Consider the following 24447-nt stretch of genomic DNA (forward strand, 5'->3'; position numbering starts at 1 on the left):
GACGGTCGGGATCACGGCAGTTCGCAGTGTACCGGGCCGGTCGAGCATCGCGCCTGCGTGCGGGCGCCTTTGCGCTGCCCGGGGCGACTGCTATCGTTCGCCGGGCACATAGCTGTACACGTCCAGAGGGGTGGAGGGACTGGCCCGATGAAACCCCGGCAACCCCCGCGCAAGCGGGAAGGTGCCAATTCCTGGAGACGTGTGGCGCGGGAAGCCACTTCTTCGTCACACGCAGGTCCCCGCGAAGAACGAGGAGTTTCCCCCATGGCTGTCACGCATCTGTCCTGCCGGGAGTGCGGCTCGGAGTACGAGCTCACTGCGCAGTACGTCTGCCACCGGTGCTTCGGGCCGCTGGAGGTCAAGTACGACCACGGCGCGCTGGCCGACGACGTCGCCTCGCTGCGCCGGCGCATCCAGTCCGGGCCCCAGAACATCTGGCGCTACGTCGACTTCCTGCCACTCGTCGAGGGCCAGCCCGGACCGAGCGCCCGCCACCTCTCCCGCGTCGGCCTGCCCGCCGGCTGCACGCCGCTGGTGCGTGCCGACCGCCTCGCCGAGCGCCTGGGCCTCAAGGACGTCTGGGTCAAGAACGACGCGCACAACCCCACGCACTCCTTCAAGGACCGCGTCGTCTCCGTCGCCGCCGCCCGCGCCCGGGAGCTCGGCTTCGACACTCTGGCCTGCGCCTCCACGGGCAACCTCGCCAACGCGGTGGCCGCCGCGGCGGCGGCGCTGGGCATGCCCTCCTACGTCTTCATCCCGGCCGACCTCGAGGAGCAGAAGATCCTCGCGACCGGCGTCTACGGGACCAACCTCGTCAAGGTGCGCGGCAACTACGACGAGGTCAACCGCCTCTGCACCGAGATCAGCGGCGAGCAGGACACCTGGGCCTTCGTCAACGTCAACATGCGGCCCTACTACGCCGAGGGCTCCAAGACCCTGGCCTACGAGATCGCCGAGCAGCTCGGCTTCCGCACGCCGGACCGGGTCGTCGCGCCGATCGCCTCGGGCTCGCTGTACACGAAGATCGCCAAGGGCTTCGACGAGTGGCGCGAGCTCGGCCTCATCGCGGGCGGCGCGCCGATCATGAACGGCGCCCAGGCGCTGGGCTGCTCGCCGGTGGCCACCGCGTTCGCCGCGGGCACCGACGTCTGCCGCCCCGTCAAGCCCGACACGATCGCCAAGTCGCTGGCCATCGGCAATCCGGCCGACGGCCCCTACGCCATCGAGCTGGCCAACCGCAGCGGCGGCGGCGTCGACAGCGTCGACGACGACGAGATCCGTGCCGGCATCCGCCTGCTGGCCGAGACGACCGGCATCTTCACCGAGACGGCCGGCGGCGTGACGACCGCGACGCTGGCCAAGCTCGCCGCGCGCGGCGACATCGACCCCGACGAGACCGTCGTGCTCGTCATCACGGGTGAGGGCCTCAAGACGCTCGACGCCGTCCGCGGCACGTTCGAGGCCCACGAGATCGAGCCGAAGTTCGACGCGTTCGAGTCGACCGTGCTGTCGGTCCCCGCCCACCGGGCGACGGCCTGATGGCGGTCACGGTGAAGCTGCCGACGCAGCTGCGCGCCGCCGCCGGGGGCGCGTCGGCCGTGCCCGTCGAGGGCGAGACGGTCGGCGCGGTCCTCGAGGCCCTGTGGACCGCGCATCCCGAGCTGCGCGACAGCCTCTCCGACGGCGACGGCGGGCTGCGGCGCTTCGTCAACGTCTACGTCGACGGCGAGGACGTCCGCTTCGGCGACGGCCTGCAGACGGCGGTCAAGGACGGCGCCGAGGTGCAGATCCTGCCGGCCGTCGCGGGCGGATAGCTCGCCGAGGGGGCGAGCATCCGCTGCGGGAGACGGCCCCAGGGGGCCGTTCCCGCGGCGCGGCCCGTCCCTCCTCGCCGACGGCTCACGCGCGCCCGCGGGCCAGGTCGATCAGGCGACCCAGCACGCGGTCGCCGTCGGCGCGCAGGCCGTTGTGCTCGAACTCGTCGGTGAGCCAGGCCCGCAGGCCGCCGATGTGCGCCGCGGTGGCCTCGGAGAACGCGCGCTCGACGTACATGTCCCGCGCGTAGATCGCGGCCGCCACCGGCACGGCGTTCTCCCGCAGCCGGTCGGCGTCGTAGAGCGCCGGCCATGGGTGGCGGGCCAGCAGCTCGGCGGCCTCCCGCAGCGGCGCGAGCCCGCCGTACTCCTCGAACATCCACGGGTAGACGTGCTCGCCCGTGAACAGCTCGGGCTCGGCCGCGTAGTCGGCGGGCAGCGTGCGCTGCGCCGCCCAGCGCGTCGCGGCGCCGTCGGCCCAGCAGGACTCGTGGAGGATGGCGTACAGCGGGTTGCGCGCGTAGGGCAGCGCCGCGTCGACGTCGTGGGCGAAGGCCGGCGAGCCCGGCGGCAGCTCGAGCAGGCCGTGCAGGCGCTCGGCGCCGTCGCTCATCCCGAGCACGTCTCCGAGCTGGCGCACGCGGCGCACGGTCAGCCGGTCGCCCGACGGCAGGCGCACGTCGTGCTCGTCAACGTGGGCCTGCAGCGCGAGCACCCGGGCACGGTCCTCGGGGTAGCGCTCGTAGTACCGGCGCGAGCGGTCCAGGACGCGGGCGTAGGTCGCGCGGTAGACGTCGTCGATCGAGGCCCGCAAGGGCGGCAGCCCGCCCGTGATGAACGCCTCGCGCAGGCCCTCGGGGGCGAGGGAGAGGTAGGTCACCGCGCACAGGCCGCCGAAGCTCTGGCCCAGCACGCTCCACGGCGGCGCGCCCAGCTCGCGGCGGATCCACTCGCAGTCGGCGACGATCGCGTCGGCGCGGAAGTGCGTCAGCCACCGGGCCTGCGCCGGCGGATCCAGGCCCTCCAGGACGCCCACGGGCGCCGAGCGCCCCGTCCCGCGCTGGTCGACCAGGAGCACGCGGAAGTCGCGCAGGGCGCGGTCCAGCCAGCCCGGCGAGCGCGGCGCGCCGGCCGGGCGCGGGGCCTCGTGCCCCGGGCCGCCCTCGAGGTAGACCAGCAGCGGCCGGTCGCGGCCCTCGGGATCGGCGACCTCGCGGGCGAAGACGGTGATCCGCTCGCCGCCGGGCTGTGCGTGGTCCAGCGGCACGGAGAACTCGTGCTCGGCGAGGTGCAGGCCGGGGACGGCGCGGACGACGGACACGGGCGGACGCTACCCGCCGGCGCCCTCCGCAGGCAGGAGAACGACGCCTCACGGCGTACTCTGGAGCTGGATGGTCCGCATCCTGCACTGCGACGACTCCGCCGCGTTCCGGGCCCTGCTGCGTGCCGAGCTCGAGGACGACGACGACCTCGAGATCGTGGCCGAGGCCGCGAACGTCGACGCGGCCGTGCGCGCCGCGGTCCAGGCGCGCCCCGACGTCGTCCTGCTCGACCTGCTCGACGCCGACCGCGACGCGGTCGGCGAGCTCGCGGCGGCGGCCCCGGGCGTGCGCGTCGTCGTGCTCAGCGGGCACCCGCGCGAGTACGGCGAGGGCCGTCGCGGCGGCGCCAGCGCCTACGTCGAGAAGGACGCGTCGATCGCCGAGCTGCGCGAGACGGTGCTGCGCGTCGCCGCCGGGTAGGTCGCTGGGCGATGGCCGGACGGGCCCTGGACCCCTACGACGCCAAGCGCGACTTCACCGCCACACCCGAGCCCAAGGGCCGGCGGACCAGCGCGCGCAAGGGCGCGCCGCGCTTCGTCATCCAGGAGCACAGCGCCACGCGGCTGCACTGGGACCTGCGGCTCGAACACGACGGTGCGCTGGCCTCCTGGGCGATCCCCAACGGCCTGCCGTGGGCGGCGCGCGACAACCGCCTGGCCGTGCACACCGAGGACCACCCGCTCGAGTACCTCGACTTCCACGGCGAGATCCCCAAGGGCAGCTACGGGGCGGGGACGATGACGATCTGGGACCACGGCACCTACGAGCTGCTCAAGTGGGACGAGCGCAAGGTCGAGGTCGAGCTGCACGGCGAGCGCGTCACCGGCCGCTACGCGCTGTTCGCCATCGGCGAGGGCGACGGGCCGTCCAAGGACTGGATGATCCACCGCATGGGCGAGCCCGCCGAGGGCGACTGGATCCTCGGCCACGAGCCCATGCCCGACCGCCTGGTGCCGATGCTCGCCCGCCCCGGCGAGATCCCACGCGACGACGACGGCTGGGCCTACGAGATCAAGTGGGACGGGGTCCGCGCGATCTGCTTCAGCGAGCCCGGGCGGATGCGGTTCGTGACCCGCAACGGCAACGACGTCACCCCGCGCTATCCCGAGCTGGCCCGGATGAACCGCGCGCTGAGCATGCACCGCGCGATCCTCGACGGCGAGGTCGTGGCGCTCGACGCCGACGGGCGCCCGTCGTTCGCCGCCCTGCAGGGACGGATGCACCTCACGCGCGAGAGCCAGGTGCGGCGCCTGGCCCGCGAGGCGCCCGTCACCTACGTGGCCTTCGACCTGCTCTGGCTCGACGGCCGCTCGCTCATGGACCTGCCCTACGCCGAGCGGCGCGAGCGGCTCGCCGCGCTCGCGCTCGAGGGCGAGCGCTGGGCGGCGCCCGACCACGTGGTGGGCGACGGGCGCCGGATGCTGGCGGCCACCCGCGAGCAGGGGCTGGAGGGCGTCATCGCCAAGCGGCTGGACTCTCCGTACGAGCCGGGCCGGCGCACCGGCGCCTGGCGCAAGATCAAGAACGTCCAGCGCCAGGAGCTGGTCATCGCCGGGTGGCTGCCCGGGGAGGGGCGGAGGCGCGAGCGGATCGGCGCGCTACTGGTGGCCGTGCGCGAGGGCGACGCGCTGCGCTACGCCGGCCGCGTGGGCACGGGGTTCACGGAGGCCGAGCTGGAGCGCCTGGCGGGCCTGCTGGGCCCGCTGGAGCGCGACGCCTCGCCGCTGGACGTCGTGCCCAAGGCGGTGAAGATCCCGCGCGAGGCGATCTACGTCGAGCCCCGGCTGGTCTGCGAGGTCGAGTTCCTGGAGTGGTCGCGCGAGGGCGTCCTGCGCGCCCCCTCCTACAAGGGGCTGCGCGACGACAAGCCGGCGGGGCTCGTCGTGCGCGAGCGGCTGCGCACGGGCGGCGCGGGCTCGGCGGTGCTCGCCGAGATCGACGGCCGCGAGCTGCGGCTGACCAACGTGGACAAGCCCCTCTGGGCCTCCGGGCACACGAAGGGCGACCTCATCCGCTACCTCGTCGAGCTGGCCCCGACGCTGCTGCCCCACCTCGAGCACCGCCCGCTGACGCTCAAGCGCTATCCCGACGGCGCCGACGCCAAGTTCTTCTACGAGAAGCAGGCGCCGTCGCACCGGCCCGACTGGGTCGCCGTCGCGCCCGTCCGCCACGCCCGCGAGAAGACCATCACCTACGTGCTGGCCCAGGACGCGGCCACCCTGGCCTGGCTGGGCAACCTGGCCGACCTCGAGCTGCACACCCCGATGCACCGCGTGCGGGAGACCTCCGGCATCACCGGGCCGACGATGATCGCGTTCGACCTCGACCCCGGTGAGCCCGCGGGCCTGCTGGAGTGCTGCCGCGTCGCGGTCGTCCTGCAGGGGATGTTCGAGCACCTCGGGCTGCAGGCGTTCCCGAAGACGTCGGGCTCGAAGGGGATGCAGGTCTACGTCCCGCTCAACACGCCCGAGACCACGACCTACGCCCAGACCAAGGGCCTGGCCAGGGCCGTCGCCGAGCTGCTGGAGGCCGAGGCCGGCGATCTGGTGGTCTCGCGGCAGGCCAAGCGCCTGCGCCCGGGGCGGGTGCTCGTGGACTGGAGCCAGAACGACGACAACAAGACGACGGTGTGCGTGTACTCGCCACGGGCCCGGGAGCGCCCGACGGTCTCCACGCCGCTGGCCTGGGACGAGGTCGCGGCCGCGCTGGACGCCGGCAGCGCGGACGGCCTGGTCTTCGACCTCGACGGCGTGCTGGCGCGCGTGCGCGACCAGGGCGACCTCTTCGCCCCGGTGCTCACGCTGGTCCAGGAGCTGCCGGCGCTCTGAGCCGCCGGGCACCCGTCCCCGGACCGGGGCGCATGTGCGAACATATGTTCGTGTCAGACGCCGGATCCGCCTACAGCCGCTTCCAACGGGCCCTCACCACGGGCAACCTCACGCTCATCCGGGCGGCCGCGGCCGAGCTGCCGGCCGTCCGGCTCGGGGACGCCCTGCAGGTCTGCGTGCTGTTGCGCGACCGCGAGCCCGAGCGCTACGAGCGCGCGGCCGTGCGCTGGATCGGGCGCTTCTGCGTCGAGCGCGCGGTCACGCTGGAGGACGTCGACCACGCGCGGGTCGCGTTCCAGATCATGCGTCGCGACCCCGAGCGGGCGCTGGGGATCCTGCAGACGCTCTGCGCGTGACGCCCGTGGCGCCGGCGCCGGCCGTCAGTCCTCGAGCGCGGCGAAGGCCCGGGCGCTGGCCTCCGAGGCGGTCCGCGCCGCCGAGCGCGACGCCGCGGCGGCGCGGCGCAGCCGACGGCGGTCCTCGGCCGGCGCCTGGGGGATCAGCCCGGCCGTGGCCTCGCCGAGGGCGAGGTGGGCCCGGGAGAGGCGCTCGAGCTCTCGGGCGAGCTCGGCGAGGGGGTCGTCGGTGGCATCCATGCTGCCCCGAGTGTGGCGACGACCGGCGGGGCCCGCAAGGCCGCTGGACCTCAACGCGCGCGCCGTGCGGGCGTTGAGGTCCAGGCGGGCCGGGGCTCGGTCAGGCGGTCGCCGCGGGGCCGACCTCGGCCGTGCAGAACGCGCAGCGGCGGGCCGCGACGGGGATGTCGGACAGGCACTCGGGGCACGAGCGCACCGGTCCGACCTCCTTCTTGGGCATGAGGCGCTCGAGCAGCGCCGCGACGGGCTTGACCACGAAGAAGTACACGACCGCGGCGATGATGAGGAACGTGATCAGCGCGTTGAGGAAGTCGCCGTACTTGAAGTGCGACTTGTTGATCGTGAACGACAGGTTGCTGAAGTCCGGCTTGCCGCCGATCGCCCCGATGATCGGGGTGATGATGTCGGCGACCAGCGCGGTCACGACGGCACCGAACGCGGCACCGATGACGACCGCCACGGCCAGGTCGACGAGGTTGCCACGCAGGATGAACTCCCGGAAGCCCTTCATGGATGCACCTCTCTGCGGATGGACGAGATGGGGCACGCCCCCCATGGCGTACCGGATCGGACTTCGGCGCGGGGCGGTGCGCTCCTGCCCTCGTGCGCGCCGGGCCGGCGAGGTGCTCGCGGCCACGCGCCCGGCAGGATTCGAACCTGCGACCTTCCGCTCCGGAGGCGGACGCTCTATCCACTGAGCTACGGGCGCCTGGAGCACATAGTACGGACCGGCGCCGGGGAGATCGCCGCGGCCGGGTCGCCCGGCCATCCGGGATCGCGGGGACCACTGAGCGATGAGCGCGGCATCGCGGGATGCCCGCGCGCGGGCTGCGGGGCGCCCGGGCCGAACGTCACCTCCCGGTACGTGCGCAGTCCAGCTCGAGCGCGGCCGACGTCTCCGCCCTGCCGCGCCCGGCGCGCGGCCCTGCGACATCCGGGGTCCGGCCGGCGTGACCGACCCTCCTGCGGCGCGATCCCGTGGGCGCGGATGCGGGTCATCGCCCCCCGAGCCGCCGGGCGGCGGGCGGGCGGGCACCCCGGCGCTAGGGTGGGGCCGTCTCCATGGACCTCTCGCTGTTCTTCGCCGGCACCGCGGGCTCGGTGCCCACCGCCCGCCGCGGCCTGCCCGCGACGCTGGTCCGGTGCGGCTCGGACAAGCTGCTCATCGACTGCGGCGAGGGGACCCAGCGCCAGCTCGTGCGCAGCGTCGGGCTGCCGGAGATCACCGAGGTCCTGCTCACGCACCTGCACGTCGACCACTGGCTCGGCCTGCCGGGCATGCTCAAGTCCTTCGAGCTCCGCGACCGCACCACGCCGCTGACGGTCTACGGGCCGCCCGGCACGGTCGCGCTGATGGACGCGATGCGCCGCACCGTGTTCGGCCGGCTGCGCTACCGCTTCCGGGTCGTCGACCTCGAGCCCGACGCCATCGTCGAGTTCGGCGACTACGAGATCCACGCGCTGCGGGTGCGCCACCGCGGCGAGGCCTACGGCTACGCCCTGATCGAGCAGGACCGCCCCGGGCGCTTCGACGCCGCGCGGGCCGCCGAGCTCGGCGTGGCGCCGGGGCCCGACTTCGGACGCCTGCAGCGCGGCGAGGCCGTCGGCGCCGTCACGCCCGAGCAGGTCGTGGGGGAGGCCCGGCGCGGGCGCACCATCGTGTTCTCGGGCGACACCGCGCCGTGCGACATGGTCCGCGTCGCGGCGCACGGCGCCGACGTCCTGGTCCACGAGGCGACGTTCACCTCGCAGGAGCGCGAGCGCGCGCAGCAGACCGGGCACTCCACGGCGCGCCAGGCCGCCGAGCTGGCGGCCGAGGCCGGCGTCGGGCTGCTCGTGCTCACCCACATCTCCACGCGCTACGCGGGCGGGGAGATCCGCGACGAGGCCCGCAGCGTGTTCCCGCGCACCGAGGTGGCGCGGGACTTCGACCTCGTCGACGTGCCGTTCCCGGAGAAGGGCGATCCCGAGCTGCACCGCTGGGATCCGCGCCGCGCGCGGGTGCTCGCCGACGCCGGTCCCGGCGGCGCCTGAGCCCCGGTTCCGTCCGCGCGCCGCTGCTACGTTGTCGGGACACAACTCCTTTAACCCGGTCCCGTGAGGCCAGGAAGGACGGAAGGCAGATGGACCACGACAAGGTCGTCCTCGACGGGGACGACATGCGGCGCACCCTCGTGCGCATCGCCCACGAGATCGTGGAGCGCAACGACGGCGCCGGCGGCGCCGACCTGGCGATCGTGGGGATCCACCGCCGCGGCGCGATCCTCGCCCGGCGCATCCACGGCCTGCTCGTCGACCTGCTCGAGCACGACCTGCCGATCGGCGACCTCGACATCGCGTTCTACCGCGACGACGTCGGCCGGCGCGCGGAGCAGCCGACGGTGCACGCCTCCCACGTCGACTTCCCGATCGACGGGCTCACCGTCGTGCTCGTCGACGACGTCCTGTTCACCGGCCGCACCGTGCGCAGCGCCATCGAGGCGCTGTTCGACTACGGCCGCCCGGCCCGCGTCCAGCTCGCGGTCCTCGCGGACCGCGGCCACCGCGAGCTGCCCATCCGCCCGGACTACGTCGGCAAGAACCTGCCGACCTCGCGCGCCGAGCGCGTCAACGTCCGCGTCGAGGAGCTCGACGACGTCGACGAGGTCCGCATCGCCGCGTTGACAGGAGTGACCGCATGAAGCACCTGCTCTCCGTCGAGGACCTCGGCCGCGAGGACATCGAGCGCATCTGCGACCGCGCGGCCTCCTTCTCCGAGATGGCCGACCGCGAGATCAAGAAGGTCCCGGCCCTGCGCGGGCGGACCGTGCTGAACCTCTTCTACGAGGCCTCCACGCGCACCCGCTTCTCGTTCGAGCTGGCCGCCAAGCGCCTCAGCGCCGACGTCGTGAACTTCAGCGCGTCGGGCTCCAGCGTCGAGAAGGGCGAGTCGCTGAAGGACACCGTGCTCACGCTCGGCGCCCACAAGCCCGACGCCATCGTCATCCGCACGCCGTGGGCGGGCGCCGCCGAGCTCGTCTCGCGCTGGACGCCCGCGGCGATCGTCAACGCCGGCGACGGCAAGCACGAGCACCCGACCCAGGCCCTGCTCGACGTCCACACGCTGCGCGAGCGGCTCGGCTCGCTCGACGGCTCGCAGGTCTGGATCGTCGGCGACGTGCTGCACAGCCGCGTCGCGCGCTCCAACATCATCGCCTTCCAGAAGATGGGCGCGCACGTCACGCTCGCGGGGCCGCCGACGCTCATCCCGCGCGGCATCGAGGCCATGGGCTGCGAGGTCCGCTACACGCTCGACGACCTCGGCTCGGCCGACGTCGTCTACGCGCTGCGGATGCAGAACGAGCGCATGAGCGAGAGCTGGGTGCCGTCGCTGCGCGAGTACGCGCACTGGTACCAGGTCAACGGCCGCCGGCTCGGCCCCGCCCAGGTGCTCATGCACCCCGGCCCCGTCAACCGCGGCGTCGAGCTCAGCGCCGAGGTCGTCGACTCGCCCCAGGCGGTGATCACCGCCCAGGTCGCCGCCGGCGTCGTCGTGCGCATGGCGGTGCTCTACGAGGTGCTCGCCCACTCCGAGGCCCCCGCCCGCACCCCGGAAGGAGCGCCCGCATGAGCGCCGCCCCGCTGCTCGTCGCCGGCCCGGCGCCGGTCGCCGACCTGCTCATCCGCGAGGCGCACGTGCTCGACCCGCGCAGCGGCCTGGACGAGGCGCGCGACGTCCTGGTCCGCGGCGGCGCGATCGCCGAGCTCGGGCCGCCCGGCACGCTCGAGGCGGCCGCCGATGCCGAGGTCGTCGAGGGCGCCGGGCGCCATCTGCTGCCCGCCTTCGTGGACCCCCACGTGCACCTGCGCGTCCCGGGCCAGGAGCACAAGGAGGACCTCGAGACGGGGACGCGCTCGGCGGCGGCGGGCGGCTTCTGCGCCGTGCTGGCCATGCCGAACACCGACCCGGTCGTGGACTCCGCGCCCATCCTGCGCTCGCTGCGCGACGCGGCGGCCCGCGACGCCCGCATCCCCGTCGGCTTCATGCCCGCGATCACCCGCGGGCTGGCCGGCGCGGACATGACCGAGATGGCCGAGCTGCGCGCCGAGGGCGCCGCGGGCTTCACCGACGACGGCCGCCCCGTCGTCTCGGCCGGCATGCTGCGCAAGGCCCTGCAGTACCAGCGGCTGTGCGGCGGGGTCATCGCGCTGCACGAGGAGGACCCCACGCTCAGCGGCCGCGGCGCGATGCACGAGGGCGAGGTCAGCGCCCAGCTCGGCATCGCGGGCATCCCGTCGATCAGCGAGGCGACGATGATCGCCCGCGACGCGATGATCGCCGGGGAGGACCCGGCTCATCCCGGCCGCATCCACATCCAGCACCTCAGCGCGCGCGAGTCCGTCGAGGCGATCGCCGCCGCCAAGGCGCGCGGGGTGCACATCAGCTGCGAGGCCTCGCCGCACCACCTCTGCCTCACCCACGAGGCCGTGCGCACGCTCGACACGCGGATGAAGATGAACCCGCCGCTGCGGACCGAGGACGACCGCCAGGCGCTCATCGAGGGCCTGCGCTCGGGCGTCATCGACTGCATCGCCACCGATCACGCGCCGCACGCGCGCGACGAGAAGGAGGTGCCGTTCGAGCAGGCGCCCATGGGCACCACGGGCCTGGAGACCGCGTTCGCGGCGGTCTACACCGAGCTGGTGCGCCCCGGCGTGCTGACGCTCGAGCTGCTCGTGCGCCGGCTCTCCGACGGGGCGGCGCTGTTCGCCCTGCCGACGCCGCGCATCGCCCCGGGCGAGTCGGCCAACGTCACGCTGGTCGACCTCGACCGCCCCTGGGTGGTCGGCGACGGCGGCTACGCCTCGCGCTCGGCCAACTGCTGCTTCGACGGGCGCACGTTGCACGGGCGCGTGCTGCTGACCGTCGCGGCCGGCACGGTCGCGTTCCGCTCCCGCCAGGCCGAGGCGGTGGCCTCGTGAGCCGCCCGGGCGCCTACGTCCTGCTGGAGGACGGCGCGCGCTTCGACGGCGAGTCCTGCGCCGCGGCCGGCCACGCCGTCGGCGAGGTCGTCTTCACGACGGGCATGTCGGGCTACCAGGAGTCGCTGACCGACCCGAGCTTCGCCGGCCAGCTCGTCACGTTCACCTACCCGCACATCGGCAACTACGGCGTCTCGCAGGAGGCGATGGAGTCCGAGCGGATCTGGGCCCGCGCGGCGATCATGCGCGAGGCCGTCAACCGCGAGGACGCCCCGGGCGCCGAGCGCGGCTGGCTGGACTGGCTGACCGACTGCGGCGTGCCGGCCATCACCGGCGTCGACACCCGCGCGCTGGTGCGCCACATCCGCGACGCCGGCACGATGCGCGGCGGGATCTTCACCGACGACGTGCCCGAGTCGCGGGCGCGCGAGCTCGTCGTCGCCGAGCCGCCCATGGCCGGTCAGGACCTCGCACGGCTCGTCACGCCCGCGCAGGCCCACACCGTGGCGGCCGCCGGCGACCCGCGCGACCGCCTGCGGATCCACGCCATCGACACCGGCATCAAGGGCTCCATCGTGCGCAACCTGGTCCAGCGCGGCGCCGAGGTCACGCTGCACCCGTGCACGGTGACCAGCGACGAGCTGCTGGCCACCGACGCCGACGCGTTCTTCCTGGCCAACGGCCCCGGCGACCCGGCGGCGCTGGGCTACGTCGTGCAGACGGTCCGCGAGCTCATCGGCAAGCGCCCCGTGTGGGGCATCTGCCTCGGCCACCAGCTGCTCTGCCAGGCCGTCGGGCTGGAGACCTACAAGCTGCCCTTCGGCCACCGCGGCGGCAACCACCCCGTCAAGGACCTGCGCACCCAGCGCATCGAGATCACCTCCCAGAACCACGGCTTCGCCGTCCGGGCACCCGACGGAGGAGGCCGCGTGGAGGCCGACGAGCCCGTGCGCTGGCAGACCGACTTCGGGGAGGCCGCGCTGACCCACGTCAACCTCTACGACCGCACGGTCGAGGGCCTCGAGCTGCTCGAGGTCGAGAGCGCCACGGTGCAGTACCACCCCGAGGCGGGCCCCGGTCCCAACGACGCGCTCTACCAGTTCGACCGCTTCCTCGACGCCGTCAGGAGCGCCTGAGATGCCCCGCCGCAATGACCTCCACAAGATCCTGATCCTCGGCTCGGGGCCGATCGTCATCGGCCAGGCGGCCGAGTTCGACTACTCCGGCGTGCAGGCCTGCAAGGTGCTGCGGGAGGAGGGCTACGAGATCGTCCTGGTCAACTCGAACCCGGCGACGATCATGACCGACCCGGAGTTCGCCGACGCGACCTACATCGAGCCGCTGCTGCCCGGTCCCGTGGCCCAGGTCATCGAGAAGGAGCGCCCGGACGCGCTGCTGCCGACGCTCGGCGGCCAGACCGCGCTCAACCTCGCCAAGGCGCTGCACGAGGACGGCACGCTGGAGCGCTTCGGCGTCGAGCTCATCGGGGCCAACTACGACGCGATCAACTGCGCCGAGGACCGCGAGCTGTTCCAGCAGGCCATGGCCGCGGCCGGCCTGGCCATGCCCGCCAACGCGATCGCGACCACGCCCGAGGAGGCCGAGGCCGCGCGCGAGCGCATCGGCCTGCCGGCGATCGTGCGGCCCGCGTTCACGCTCGGCGGCCGCGGCGGCGGCATCGCCCGCACCGAGGAGGAGTACGGCGCGATCGTCGCGCGCGGCCTGGCCGCCTCGCCGATCTCGCAGGTGCTCATCGACCAGTCCGTGATCGGCTGGGGCGAGTTCGAGCTCGAGGTCATGCGCGACCACCACGACAACGTGGTCATCGTGTGCTCCATCGAGAACATCGACCCGATGGGCGTGCACACGGGCGACAGCGTCACCGTCGCCCCGCAGCAGACGCTGACCGACCGCCTCTACCAGAAGCTCCGCGACCAGGCCATCGCCTGCATCCGGGCGGTCGGCGTCGAGACCGGCGGGTCCAACGTGCAGTTCGCGGTCAACCCGACGACGGAGGAGATCCTCGTCATCGAGATGAACCCGCGCGTGTCGCGCTCCAGCGCGCTGGCCAGCAAGGCCACCGGGTTCCCGATCGCCAAGATCGCCGCGCGGCTGGCCGTCGGCTACACGCTGGAGGAGATCCCCAACGACATCACCAAGGTCACGCCGGCCAGCTTCGAGCCGACGATCGACTACGTGGTGGTCAAGTGGCCGCGGTTCGCCTTCGAGAAGTTCACGGGCGCCGACGTCGAGCTGTCGACGCACATGAAGTCCGTCGGCGAGGCCATGGCCATCGGGCGCACGTTCGGCCAGGCGTTCCTGAAGGCGATGCGCTCGCGCGAGCTCGACAGCGTCCCGCAGCTGCAGGCGCTGGACGCCCCCGCGCTGCTGACGATGCTCGAGCGGCCCGCGTCGGACCGCTACGACGTCATCCTCGAGGCGCTGCGCAAGGGCGCCACGATCGACGAGATCCACGCGCGCACGTTCGTCGACCGCTGGTTCCTGGAGGAGCTGGCCGCCCTGGCTCGCGACCCCGAGACGCCGTTCGCCGGAGAGCGCTCGTTCAAGTCCGTCGACACGTGCGCCGCGGAGTTCGCGGCCGAGACGCCCTACTACTACTCGGGCTGGGAGCGGGTGGCCGCCCACGAGGTCGTGCGGTCCGAGCCGCGCCGGCCGTCGGTCGTCATCCTCGGCGCCGGGCCCAACCGGATCGGGCAGGGCATCGAGTTCGACTACTGCTGCGTGCACGCGGCGATGACCGTCCGCGAGAGCGGCCGCGACGCGGTGATGATCAACTGCAACCCCGAGACGGTCTCGACCGACTACGACACGTCGGACCGCCTGTACTTCGAGCCGCTGACGCTCGAGGACGTCCTCGGGGTCATCGCCGTCGAGCAGCCCGAGGGCGTCATCGTCCAGTTCGGCGGCCAGACGCCGCTGCGCCTGGCCCAGGGGCTGCTGGAGGCCGGGGTCCCCATCCTGGGCACGAGCGTCGACAGCATCGACCTCGCCGAGGACCGCGGGCGCTTCGGGGCGCTGCTGCAGCGCCTGGGCTACAGCGCGCCGCCCTACGCGACGGCCGACACGATCGAGGAGGCCCTGGACCGCGGCGACGACGTCGGCTACCCGCTGCTCGTGCGCCCCAGCTACGTGCTCGGCGGCCGCGCCATGGAGATCGTCTACTCGCGCGACGGCCTGGCCGACTACCTGACGCGCAACGCCCGCGACGGCCGGGCGATCTACCTCGACCGCTTCCTGGAGGACGCGATCGAGGTCGACGTCGACGCGCTGTGCGACGGCGAGCAGGTCTGGGTCGGCGGCATCATGCAGCACGTCGAGGAGGCCGGCATCCACTCCGGCGACAGCGCGTGCGTGCTGCCCCCGCACTCCCTGGGCCCCGACATGCTCGACCAGATCCGCGCCGCCACGCGGGGCATCGCGCTGGGCCTGGGCGTCGTCGGGCTCTTGAACGTCCAGTACGCGGTCCACGCCGGCGAGCTCTCCGTCATCGAGGCCAACCCGCGGGCGTCGCGCACGGTGCCGTTCGTCTCCAAGGCCATCGGGGTGCCGCTGGCCAAGATGGCCTGCCGGCTCATGCTCGGCGAGCGCCTCGCCGACCTCGCCCTCCCGCCCGAGGACGCACCGATCGACCACGTCAGCGTCAAGGAGGCCGTGCTGCCCTTCGACCGCTTCGACGGCTCCGACGCGCTCCTCGGGCCCGAGATGCGGTCCACCGGCGAGGTCATGGGCGTCGCGCGCGACTTCCCCAGCGCGTTCGCCAAGGCCCAGGCCGCGGCGGGCGCCGCGCTGCCCTCGGAGGGCACCGTGTTCATCACGGTCACCGACCGCGACAAGCCGGCCGCCGCCGGGGTGGCCCAGCTCCTGCACGACCTGGGCTTCCGGATCATCGCCACGCGCGGCACGGCCGAGGCCATCCAGCGCTGGGGCGTGCCCGTGGAGGTCATCAACAAGATCGGCGAGGGCTCGCCGCACGTCGTGGACTGGATCGAGAACGGCGACGTCGACCTCGTGGTCAACACGCCGACCGGCTCCGGGGCGCGCACGGACGGATGGGAGATCCGCCGGGCGGCCGTCGCGCGGGGATCCCGGCGCTGACGACGCTGAGCGCCGGGCTCAGCGCCGCGCGGGCGATCGCCTCCGGGCGCCAGGGCGTCGCCGCCGTGCTGTCGCTGCAGGAGCTGCACCTGGCCCGGTCACAGGCCGCGGCGGGGACGGGCTCCTGATCTGGGAGCGCCTGTTCTCCGGCGTCCTGGTCCGCCTGGACGCCGAGACCGCCCACCGCCTGGGCTCCGCGGTCCTGGGCGTGGTGCTGGGCCCGGCCGTCGTGCGCGGCCTGGCCGCGCGCCGGCTGGCGCCCGCCGACCCGGCGCTGCGCGTCCGCGCCCTGGGCCTGGACCTGCCCAGCCCGCTCGGGCTGGCGGCCGGCGTCGACAAGGACGCCGCGCACCCCGACGCGCTCGGCGCGCTCGGCTTCGGCTTCGTCGAGATCGGGACGGTGACCGCCCAGCCCCAGCCCGGCAACCCGCGCCCGCGCATGTTCCGGCTGCCCGCCGACCGGGCGCTGGTCAACCGGATGGGGTTCAACAACGGCGGCGCCGCCGCGGCGGCCGCGCGGCTGCGGGCGCGGGAGACCCGGCCCGGCCGGCCGCGCGCGGTCGTGGGGGTCAACATCGGCCGGACGAAGACCGCCCGGGACGTGGGGGCCGACTACCGGGCCTCGGCCGCGGCGCTGGCCCCGGTGGCCGACTACCTCGTCCTCAACGTCAGCTCGCCCAACACGCCGGGGCTGCGCGACCTGCAGGCCGTCGAGCAGCTCGAGGCGCTCGTGGGGAGGTGCGCGCCGCGATGGCGTCGTCCGGGCGCACGGTGCCGCTGCTCGTCAAGATCGCGCCAGACCTGGCCGACGCCGACATCGACGCCATCGCCGACCTGGCCCTGCGCACCGGGCTGGACGGGCTCATCGCGACGAACACGACGATCGCCCGCGACGGGCTGCGCAGCGCGCCCGAGGTCGTCGCCGGCGCCGGGGCCGGCGGCCTGTCCGGCGCCCCGCTGGCGGCCCGCTCGCTGGAGGTCCTGCGCCGGCTGCGGTGGCGCGTGGGGTCCGACGTCGTACTCGTCTCGGTGGGCGGCGTGCAGACCGCCGAGGACGTCGCGGAGCGCCTGCGCGCGGGGGCCACGCTGGTGCAGGCCTACACCGCGTTCGTCTACGGCGGGCCGCTCTGGCCGCGACGCGTCAACCGCGCCCTGGGACGCCTCGTCCGGGCCTCGGGGTTCGAGTCGGTCCGGGACCTGACGGCGAGCGCCCCGGCGGCCGGATAGGACGTCCTGTCCACGCCGCCGGGGCCGCCCGGTGCGGCCCGCGCGCAGACGCTGCGCACCGCGGCCGGCGCGATTCCCGCAAACAGCGGCGAGAACCCGGCGGCCGCTCGTGGGTGCGGCACATAACCACCACAAATTCCCTGCAAATGCTGCCGCGACCGTCAACCAGGGTGAAGAAGGGTGGACCTCAGGTCGAGGTCCAGCTGAATTGGTGCGCGGCGCCTTGCTGGCGACGGCGTCATGTGTAGTATCGGCGCCCCTGATGTCGCCGGCCGCCAACTCGCCCACCAAGCACACGGCGGCACCCGAACGCAGCCTCAACCAGCGGATGGACGCCCTGCAGAAGGCGAACGTCATCCGCACGCGTCGCGCCCAGCTCAAGCGCGATCTGAAGGCCGGGCGGGTGTCGATCCACCAGCTGCTCCTCGAACCGCCGGAGTTCCTCGAGACCGCGAAGGTCTTCGACATGCTCCTGGCCGTCCCGAAGTACGGGCGGGTGAAGGCCAACAAGATCCTGCAGACCTGCCGGATCTCGCCCTCCAAGACCATCGGCGGCCTCTCGGACCGCCAGCGTGCCGAGCTCGTCGGCATGCTCCGCAAGTAACGCGCGCGTGGGCGCCGCGGCCCGTCCGCCGGCCGGGACCGCCCGCCCCGGGGTCTTCGTGATCACCGGCCCCTCGGGGGTCGGCAAGGGGACGCTGATCCGCCTGCTGCGCGAGCGCGTGCCCGAGCTCGCGCTGAGCGTGTCGGCCACCACGCGCCAGGCGCGCCCCGGCGAGACCCAGGGCGAGCACTACCACTTCCTCTCCGACGAGGAGTTCGCCCGCCACGTCGCCGCGGGCGACTTCGTGGAGTGGGCCGAGTACTCGGGCCGGCGCTACGGGACGCTGCGCGAGGAGCTGGAGCGCCACACCTCCGGCGGGCGCCCCGTCGTGCTGGAGATCGAGCTCCAGGGCGCGCGCCAGGTGCGCGAGACGCTGCCCGACGCCGTGCAGATCTTCATCCGGCCGCCGACCGAGGACGCGCTGCGCGACCGCCTCATCGGCCGCGGCACCGACGACGCCGAGCAGATCGAGCGCCGCCTCGAGGTGGCCCAGGACGAGCTCGCCGCCGCGGGGGAGTTCCAGCACGTCGTCGTCAACGACCGCCTCGACGAGGCGGTCGACGCCTTGGCCGCGATCGTGCGGGGTACACTGGGCCCGTGATCAGCCCCCGCATCGACAAGCTGCTCGTCCACGTGGACTCCAACTACGCGTCGGTCCTCGTCGCCGCCAAGCGCGCGCGGCAGATCAACTCGTACTACCACAACCTCGGCGAGGGCACGTTCGACGAGTTCCCCCGCCCATGGTCGAGACGATCAGCAAGAACTACCTGACGATCGCCCTCGAGGAGGTCGCCGCGGGCAAGATCAAGTACCAGTACCGCTAGGCCGTCGCGATGGCGCGCCTCCTCCTCGGGGTCAGTGGGGGTATCGCCGCGTACAAGGCGCTCGAGCTCGTGCGCCTGGCCACCAAGGCCGGCCACGCGGTGCGCGCCGTGCAGACGCCGACGAGCGAGCGCTTCGTCGGCACCGCGTCGTTCGCCGCCCTCACGGGCGCGCCGGTGCTCACCAGCGAGTTCGAGCGCGACCCGGCGCGCGGCGCGTTCCCCGACCAGGCGCCGCCGTCGCACGACCCGGCCAGCCACCTGGAGCTCGTGCGCAACGCGGATGCCTACCTCATCGCGCCGGCGTCGGCCAACACGATCGCCAAGCTGGCCGGCGGACTGGCCGACAACCTGCTGACCAGCGCCGCGCTGGCCGCCCCCTGTCCCGTGCTCGTCGCCCCGGCGATGAACCACCACATGTGGGTGCACCCGGCCACCCGCGCCAACCTGCGCGTGCTGCGTGAGCGCGGCGTGACCGTGATCGAGCCCGGCGAGGGCGCGCTGGCCACCAAGGGCGAGTGGGGGATGGGGCGCCTGGCCGAGCCGGCCGAGCTGCTGGCCGCCGTGGAGGCCGTCGTCGCGCTGGGCCCGGCGCGCCCGCGCCCGTGGGACGGCCTGCGCGTGCTGGTCACCGCCGGCGGCACCCGCGAGCCGATCGACGCCGTGCGCTACGTCGGCAACCGCTCCAGCGGCCGGATGGGCTTCGCGGTGGCCGAGGCCGCCGCGGCGCTGGGCGCCGAGGTCACGGTGATCGCCGCCAACGTCGCGCTGGCGCGCGCGTCGGGGATCCGCTACCTGGACGTGGAGACCGCGGCGCAGCTGGGGGAGGCGTGCGCGCGCGAGTTCGCGGCCTGCGACGTCCTGGTCATGGCCGCGGCGGTCGCCGACTTCCGCCCGTCGGCCGCCGTGGACGGCAAGCTCAAGAAGGACGGCCGCGACGAGCTGGCGCTCGTGCTCGAGCGCACGGAGGACGTGCTCAGCGGGCTGGCGGCGGTGCGCCGCCCGGCGCAGACGCTCGTCGGGTTCGCCGCCGAGCACGGCGCGCCGGCGCTGGCCCACGGCCGCGACAAACTCGAGCGCAAGGGACTGGATGCGGTGGTGGTCAACGACGTCTCACAGCCGGGCATCGGGTTCGACTCCCACGACAACGAGGTGACGATCGTCACCGCGGCGGGCGACGAGCACGTCCCCCGCGCCACGAAGGACGACGTCGCGCAGGCGATCCTCGCGACCGTCGACCGGCTCCGCGCCGCGGCCCCGGCCCGCGCGGCGGAGCGGGCGCGATGAGCGCCGACGAGCGCCTCGACGGCTCGGAGATCGCCCGTGCCGGGCTGCTGGCGCGGCGCATCGGCGAGGCCGTCCACGACGCGGTCGAGGTCCGGGCCGAGGTCCTGCAGGACCTCCTGGTCTGCATCCTGGCCGAGGGTCACGTGCTCATCGAGGACCTGCCCGGCGTCGGCAAGACGACGCTGGCCCGCGCGGTGGCGCGCGTCACCGACCTCGGCTTCGCACGCGTGCAGTGCACGGCCGACCTGCTGCCCGCCGACGTCGTGGGCACCAACATCTTCAACCAGCGCGAGGACCGCTTCGAGTTCCGGCCCGGGCCGGTGTTCGCCAACGTCGTGCTCGTCGACGAGATCAACCGCGCCTCGCCCAAGACGCAGTCGGGCCTGCTGGAGTGCATGCAGGAGCGCCGCGTCACCGTCGACGTGCACTCCCACGAGCTCGCCCGGCCGTTCGTCGTGCTGGCCACGCAGAACCCGGTGGAGTTCGAGGGCACCTACCCGCTGCCCGAGGCCCAGGTCGACCGGTTCATGGCGCGCCTCTCGCTCGGCTACCCGACGCCCGCGGCCGAGGTCGACATGCTCCGCGACCACGAGGCGGGCGACCGCGTCGAGAGGATGGAGCCCGTCGCCACCGCCGCCGACGTGCTCGAGGCCATCGGCGTCGCCACGCGCGTCGTGGCGTCCGATCGGCTGCGCGGCTACATCGTCGCGCTCATCCAGCGCACCCGCGAGGACGCGCGCACCGAGCTGGGCGCCAGCCCGCGCGCCGGCCTCATGCTCCTGCGCGCCGCGAAGGCCCGCGCCGTCCTGCAGGGCCGCGACCACGTGCTGCCCGACGACGTCCAGGCGCTGGCCGGCGTCGTGCTGTCGCACCGCATCGTGCTCGCCCCCGAGGCCCTGGAGGCCACGGGCGAGCAGATCGTGGCCGACGCCCTGGCGGCGACACCGGCGCTGTAGGCCGGCCGTGCGCGAGACCACCCGCCCGCTGATCCGGACCGCCGCGCTCGGCGTGCTGCTGGTGGTCTGCGGCGGGCTGCTGGACGCCGAGCCGCTGTACGTCCCCGGCACGGCGTTCCTCCTGCTGGCCGCCGGTGCGGCCACGTGGGTGCTCGGCGGCTCGCGCGGCATCGAGGTCCGGCGCACCGTCGGGGTCCGCCGAGCCCTGGAGGACGACCCGGTGCCCGTCGAGGTCCACGTGAGCTCGGCGCGCCCGCTGCCCACGGGCGGGATCCTCGACGAGCTGCTGCCCGCGCCCGCGCCGTTGGCCGCCGGGCGCCGGGCGACCCGCGTGCACATCGACGTGCGCTTCTCCCGCCGCGGGCGCAAGCTGCTGGCCCCGCCGCGCGTGGCCGTGCGCGACCCGTTCGGCCTCATGGTCCGCCTCGCGCGGACCGGAACCGGCACCGTGGACGAGGTGCTCGTCCTCCCGTGCGTCTCGCGCGTGCGCGTGCCCGGCGGCGACGGGGAGGCCTCCGGCTCCCTGCAGCTCGGGCGCCGCTCGTCGGTGGCGGCCGAGATCGAGCTCGACGGCCTGCGCCAGCACCGGCAGGGCACGCCCGCGTCGCGCATCTTCTGGCCCTCGCTGGCCAAGGGTGGAGAGCTGCTGGAGCGGCGCCTGCGCGCCGACAGCGACACGCGCCCGGTCGTCGTCCTCGATCCGCGCGGGGCCGAGACCGAGGACGACCTCGACGCGGCGGTGCGCGCCGCGGCCTCGCTGGCCGTCCACCTCGCACACGCCGGCGGCTGCGCGCTGCTCATCCCCGGCGACCGGCGCCCGGCGATCCTCGAGCCCGCGCTCATCGGCTGGCCGCACCTGCACGTCCGCCTCGCGCTGGTCGACGGCGCCACCGCGCCGGCGCTGGCCGGCGTGTCGGCCCGGCGCGGGCCCGTGCTCTACGTCTCGGCCCGCCGGCTGAGCCGGCCGCCGCGGGCGCTGGCCCACGCCCCGGGCGGCGGGCGCGTGCTCATCGTCCCCGGCGCCCTGCCGTCCCGCCGCGCGCTGTTCGAGGTGGCGGGCTGCACCGGCTACGAGCTCTCCGAGGCCCATGGGCGCACCGGGCGGCTGCATGACCTCGATCCCGGCACCCCCGCCGCGCGCCGCGGGCCTCGGCCTGCGCGCGCTGGGCACCGGCGCGGTCGTGCGCCTCGGCGCGCTGGCGGCGCTCTCGCTCTACGCGGCCGAGCACTGGGCCACGATCGTCGAGCCCGCTGCGCGCGGCGACCTCTTCGGCCTGTTCGTGGTGGCGATCGCGTGCGGGCTGGCGGCGCGCGGGGTCGCCGCGCTGCCGTCGCGCGCCGTGCGCCTCGCGGCGGTCGCCGCGCTCGCGCTCGTGACGCTGGCGGCGATCCTGCTCGTCGGCAACGTGCCGCTGCGCCTGCTGCGGCCCGACCGCTGGGACACCCTGGCCTCGGGGATCGGCGGGGCGCTCGGTGCGATCCCCGCCCTCCGCGTGCCCTACACGGGCGTCGACCCCTGGCTGCACATCGTCCTGCGCACCGGCGGCGGCCTGCTGCTGACCGCCGCCGCCTGCCTCGGACTGGCCCGGCGCCCGCGCACGTTCGCGGCCGCCGTCTGCCTCGGTGTCCTCTACACGGTGCCGATCATCGAGGCCGGCCCGCGGCACCCCTACCTCGACGGGGCCGTCTTCACCGTGCTGCTCGGCGTGCTGGTCCTCGGAGAGCGCCTCGGCCCCCGCGAGGCGCCGATGGCCGCCGGCCTCGGCGCCGCGGCCCTGGTCGCCGCGGTCCTCGTCGCGCCGCACCTGGACTCCCGCTCGCCCTGGGTGGACTACGAGGCGCTGGCCGAGTCGCTGCAGAGCGGCAAGACCACCACCTTCTCGTGGAACCAGCGCTACGGCCCGATCATGTGGACGCGCGACGGCCTGGAGATGGCCCGCATCCGGTCGCGGGGCAACCTGTACTTCAAGACCACGGCGCTGGAGCGCTTCGACGGCGTGGGATGGCGGCAGACCCGGGACGTGCTGGCCAACAGCGACGACACCGAGCTCGCCGTCCGCCACCCCGGCTGGTTCCAGACGATCCACGTCTCGATCAAGGGCCTGAAGTCGCGGCCCTTCATCGGGGCGGGCACGACGCTGCGCGTCGAGCGCTCCACCAAGCCGGTGCAGCCGGCCACCCCCGGGACCTTCGAGGCCTCGGGCACGCCGCTGCGCCGCGGCGACTCGTACGACGCCGCGGTGTACTACCCGCGGCCGAGCACCACCGAGATGCAGGTCGCGGGCACCGACTACCCCGTCATCGTGCTGCGCGACCTCACCGTCGGCCTGCCCGCCCAGGCGGGGCTGGGCCCACTGGACGTCGACTTCGCCGCCTGGGGCAGCGACGGCCTGACCACCGCACGGGCGGCCAACGGCTTCGACCGCATCGACCCCGACCAGGTCCTGGCCGACTCGCCCTACGGCCGCACCTACGCCCTGGCCCGTCAGATCCGCGCCGCCTCGACCGACCCCTACGACTACGTGCGCAACGTCATCGCGCGCGTGCAGCGCGGGGCGCGCTACACCGAGAACCCGCCGGCGCCGGGCGACCTCGCGCCGCTGGACGCCTTCCTGTTCCGCGACCGCGCGGGCTACTGCCAGTACTTCGCGGGCGCGACGGCGCTGCTGCTGCGCATGGGCGGGGTGCCCGCCCGCATGGCGGCCGGCTTCTCGCCGGGCCTGCTGACCTCGGGCGAGCACCGCCTCAGCGACCTCGACGCCCACGCCTGGGTCGAGGTCTACTTCCCGCGCCTGGGCTGGGTCACGTTCGACCCGACGCCGGGCGACTCGCCGGCCCGCTCGCAGATCACCGACACGCAGCGCGCGGCCGAGTCCATCAAGAACGCCGCGCCCCAGGCCCAGCAGGGCAGCGACCGGCTGACCGACCCCACCGCCGGCGGCGCGGCCGGGGTCGGCGCGCAGGACGGCGGCGGCTCTCCGCTCGCGCTCATCGCCGGCATCGTCGGCGGGTGGGCGTGGTGGCGGCCGGCGCGGCGGTCGCCCTGCGCCAGCGCTGGCGGCGGCGCAGCGCCGATCCCGACCTCGACGAGCTGCGCCTGGCGCTCGCGCGCACCGGCCGCGCGGCGACGCCGTCGACGACGCTGGCCCGGCTCGAGCGGCTGCTGGGCGACAGCGAGGGCTCGCTGGGCTACCTGCGTGCGCTGCGCCTGGCGCGCTACGGCGGGATCGCCGCGCCGCCGACGGCCGCGCAGCGCCGCGCGATGCGCCGCTCGCTCGTCGCGGGCCTGGGCCCCCGCGCCCGGATGGCCGCGCTGTGGACGTTCCCGCCGCGCCCGCGCGAGCTGTGGGATGTGCTGCGGGTGCGGCGCAGGCGCCCCTACACTGGCTGAGATGACCGAGGCCGATGTGTACGACCTCTTCCGTCAGGGCACCGAGCTGCTCGAGCGCGGCGACCACCACGCGGCGACCGTCCCGCTGGGCCGCGCCCGCGAGCTGGCGCCGGACAAGGACTCCGTCCGCGAGGCCTACGGGCGGGCCCTGTTCGGGGCCCAGCGCTTCCGCGAGGCCGCCGAGGAGTTCGGCGCCGTCGCCGAGCACGCCCCGACCAACGACTATGCCTTGTTCTGCCTGGGCCGGGCGCTGCAGCAGCTCGGCCGCCACGCCGAGGCGCGCCATCCGCTGGCGCTGGCCTGCAACCTGCAGCCCCAGCGCGCCGACTACCGGCGCTACCGCGACCAGGCCCGCCGCCGGGCGGCCTGAGGGCTCCGTCGCGGCGCCCGCGGCGGGCCCCTCGCAACGCCCGCCGGGCGGCTCGCGGACGCCGTGCAGGACCCCTTCCAACGCGCGCCCGGGACGGGGCATGGTGCTATCCTCGCGACACAACTTCCGTGCCGGCGGACCGTCCGCCGG

Annotated in this window: 19 protein-coding genes, 1 tRNA gene, 2 pseudogenes and 1 riboswitch; of the genes and pseudogenes, 18 read left to right on the forward strand and 4 right to left on the reverse strand. The window is 74.5% G+C overall.

Annotated elements, in window-relative coordinates:
- Positions 1–115: 115 nt before the first annotated feature.
- Positions 116–204, forward strand: a riboswitch (SAM riboswitch).
- Positions 205–264: 60 nt separating this feature from the next.
- Both thrC and FSW04_RS15875 read left to right on the forward strand, forming a co-directional pair.
- Entirely contained in the window at positions 265–1542 is a 1278-nt protein-coding gene (thrC, locus tag FSW04_RS15870) for a threonine synthase (protein ID WP_146920966.1), read from the forward strand.
- Complete coding sequence (locus tag FSW04_RS15875) at positions 1542–1817, forward strand: ubiquitin-like small modifier protein 1 (RefSeq protein WP_146920968.1); 276 nt, start codon at positions 1542–1544, stop codon at positions 1815–1817. Before thrC ends, FSW04_RS15875 begins: the two co-directional genes overlap by 1 nt.
- An 85-nt stretch (positions 1818–1902) precedes the next feature.
- Here FSW04_RS15875 and FSW04_RS15880 read toward each other — a convergent pair whose 3' ends face one another.
- Positions 1903–3138 carry an alpha/beta fold hydrolase gene (locus FSW04_RS15880; RefSeq protein ID WP_146920970.1) on the reverse strand — a complete coding sequence of 412 codons (1236 nt, stop codon included), beginning with the start codon at positions 3136–3138 and terminating at the stop codon, positions 1903–1905.
- 70 nt (positions 3139–3208) lie between these two features.
- Here FSW04_RS15880 and FSW04_RS15885 point away from each other — a divergent pair, with 70 nt between their 5' ends.
- Genes FSW04_RS15885 through FSW04_RS15895 form a run of 3 tightly spaced genes read left to right on the forward strand, consistent with a single transcriptional unit; the run spans position 3209 to position 6323 of the window.
- Positions 3209–3559, forward strand: a complete 351-nt coding sequence (locus FSW04_RS15885) for a response regulator (RefSeq protein ID WP_146920972.1) — start codon at positions 3209–3211, stop codon at positions 3557–3559.
- 11 nt (positions 3560–3570) lie between these two features.
- Positions 3571–5967, forward strand: coding sequence for a DNA ligase D (ligD, locus tag FSW04_RS15890; protein ID WP_146920974.1), 2397 nt, complete (start codon positions 3571–3573; stop codon positions 5965–5967).
- Positions 5968–6017: 50 nt separating this feature from the next.
- Positions 6018–6323: a hypothetical protein gene (locus FSW04_RS15895; RefSeq protein ID WP_146920976.1), complete on the forward strand. Its 306-nt coding sequence runs from the start codon at positions 6018–6020 to the stop codon at positions 6321–6323.
- A 24-nt stretch (positions 6324–6347) separates the two neighbouring features.
- Here FSW04_RS15895 and FSW04_RS15900 read toward each other — a convergent pair whose 3' ends face one another.
- From FSW04_RS15900 to FSW04_RS15910, 3 genes are all read right to left on the reverse strand, one after another.
- Complete coding sequence (locus tag FSW04_RS15900) at positions 6348–6563, reverse strand: hypothetical protein (RefSeq protein ID WP_146920979.1); 216 nt, start codon at positions 6561–6563, stop codon at positions 6348–6350.
- A 100-nt stretch (positions 6564–6663) separates the two neighbouring features.
- On the reverse strand, positions 6664–7074 hold the full coding sequence (gene mscL, locus FSW04_RS15905) for a large conductance mechanosensitive channel protein MscL (protein WP_187368836.1): 411 nt from the start codon (positions 7072–7074) through the stop codon (positions 6664–6666).
- 125 nt (positions 7075–7199) lie between these two features.
- A tRNA-Arg gene (locus tag FSW04_RS15910) sits at positions 7200–7272 on the reverse strand.
- Between the two features lie 353 nt (positions 7273–7625).
- Between FSW04_RS15910 and rnz the strand changes: the two genes are divergently transcribed.
- The 13 genes and pseudogenes from rnz to FSW04_RS15980 all read left to right on the forward strand — a co-directional run bounded on the left by rnz (position 7626) and on the right by FSW04_RS15980 (position 24297).
- The gene (gene rnz / locus FSW04_RS15915; RefSeq protein ID WP_146920983.1) at positions 7626–8597 is read left to right on the forward strand and encodes a ribonuclease Z; all 972 of its coding nucleotides are present in this window, start codon (positions 7626–7628) and stop codon (positions 8595–8597) included.
- Positions 8598–8686: 89 nt separating this feature from the next.
- The gene (pyrR, locus tag FSW04_RS15920; protein ID WP_146920985.1) at positions 8687–9244 is read left to right on the forward strand and encodes a bifunctional pyr operon transcriptional regulator/uracil phosphoribosyltransferase PyrR; all 558 of its coding nucleotides are present in this window, start codon (positions 8687–8689) and stop codon (positions 9242–9244) included.
- Complete coding sequence (locus FSW04_RS15925) at positions 9241–10173, forward strand: aspartate carbamoyltransferase catalytic subunit (protein ID WP_146920987.1); 933 nt, start codon at positions 9241–9243, stop codon at positions 10171–10173. The genes pyrR and FSW04_RS15925 overlap by 4 nt, the downstream gene beginning before the upstream one ends.
- Positions 10170–11525: a dihydroorotase gene (locus FSW04_RS15930; protein ID WP_146920989.1), complete on the forward strand. Its 1356-nt coding sequence runs from the start codon at positions 10170–10172 to the stop codon at positions 11523–11525. Before FSW04_RS15925 ends, FSW04_RS15930 begins: the two co-directional genes overlap by 4 nt.
- A complete protein-coding gene (gene carA, locus FSW04_RS15935) occupies positions 11522–12661 on the forward strand; it encodes a glutamine-hydrolyzing carbamoyl-phosphate synthase small subunit (RefSeq protein WP_146920991.1) in 1140 nt (379 codons plus the stop codon). The genes FSW04_RS15930 and carA overlap by 4 nt, the downstream gene beginning before the upstream one ends.
- A 1-nt stretch (position 12662) precedes the next feature.
- Positions 12663–15769: pseudogene (gene carB / locus FSW04_RS15940) on the forward strand (carbamoyl-phosphate synthase large subunit).
- Positions 15766–16868: pseudogene (locus FSW04_RS28575) on the forward strand (quinone-dependent dihydroorotate dehydrogenase). Before carB ends, FSW04_RS28575 begins: the two co-directional pseudogenes overlap by 4 nt.
- Before the next feature lie 262 nt (positions 16869–17130).
- Positions 17131–17472: an integration host factor, actinobacterial type gene (gene mihF, locus FSW04_RS15950; RefSeq protein ID WP_146920993.1), complete on the forward strand. Its 342-nt coding sequence runs from the start codon at positions 17131–17133 to the stop codon at positions 17470–17472.
- Positions 17473–17479: 7 nt separating this feature from the next.
- On the forward strand, positions 17480–18073 hold the full coding sequence (gene gmk / locus FSW04_RS15955; RefSeq protein WP_146920995.1) for a guanylate kinase: 594 nt from the start codon (positions 17480–17482) through the stop codon (positions 18071–18073).
- A complete protein-coding gene (rpoZ, locus tag FSW04_RS15960) occupies positions 18070–18243 on the forward strand; it encodes a DNA-directed RNA polymerase subunit omega (RefSeq protein ID WP_228430501.1) in 174 nt (57 codons plus the stop codon). The genes gmk and rpoZ overlap by 4 nt, the downstream gene beginning before the upstream one ends.
- Before the next feature lie 62 nt (positions 18244–18305).
- Positions 18306–19580 carry a bifunctional phosphopantothenoylcysteine decarboxylase/phosphopantothenate--cysteine ligase CoaBC gene (gene coaBC, locus FSW04_RS15965; protein WP_146920997.1) on the forward strand — a complete coding sequence of 425 codons (1275 nt, stop codon included), beginning with the start codon at positions 18306–18308 and terminating at the stop codon, positions 19578–19580.
- The gene (locus FSW04_RS15970) at positions 19577–20536 is read left to right on the forward strand and encodes an AAA family ATPase (RefSeq protein WP_146920999.1); all 960 of its coding nucleotides are present in this window, start codon (positions 19577–19579) and stop codon (positions 20534–20536) included. The genes coaBC and FSW04_RS15970 overlap by 4 nt, the downstream gene beginning before the upstream one ends.
- Positions 20537–21645: 1109 nt before the next feature.
- Positions 21646–24297, forward strand: a complete 2652-nt coding sequence (locus FSW04_RS15980) for a transglutaminase-like domain-containing protein (RefSeq protein ID WP_187368837.1) — start codon at positions 21646–21648, stop codon at positions 24295–24297.
- The last annotated feature ends 150 nt before the right edge of the window (positions 24298–24447 follow it).

Origin of the sequence: Baekduia soli (genome assembly GCF_007970665.1) — a bacterium.
GTDB lineage: Bacteria > Actinomycetota > Thermoleophilia > Solirubrobacterales > Solirubrobacteraceae > Baekduia > Baekduia soli.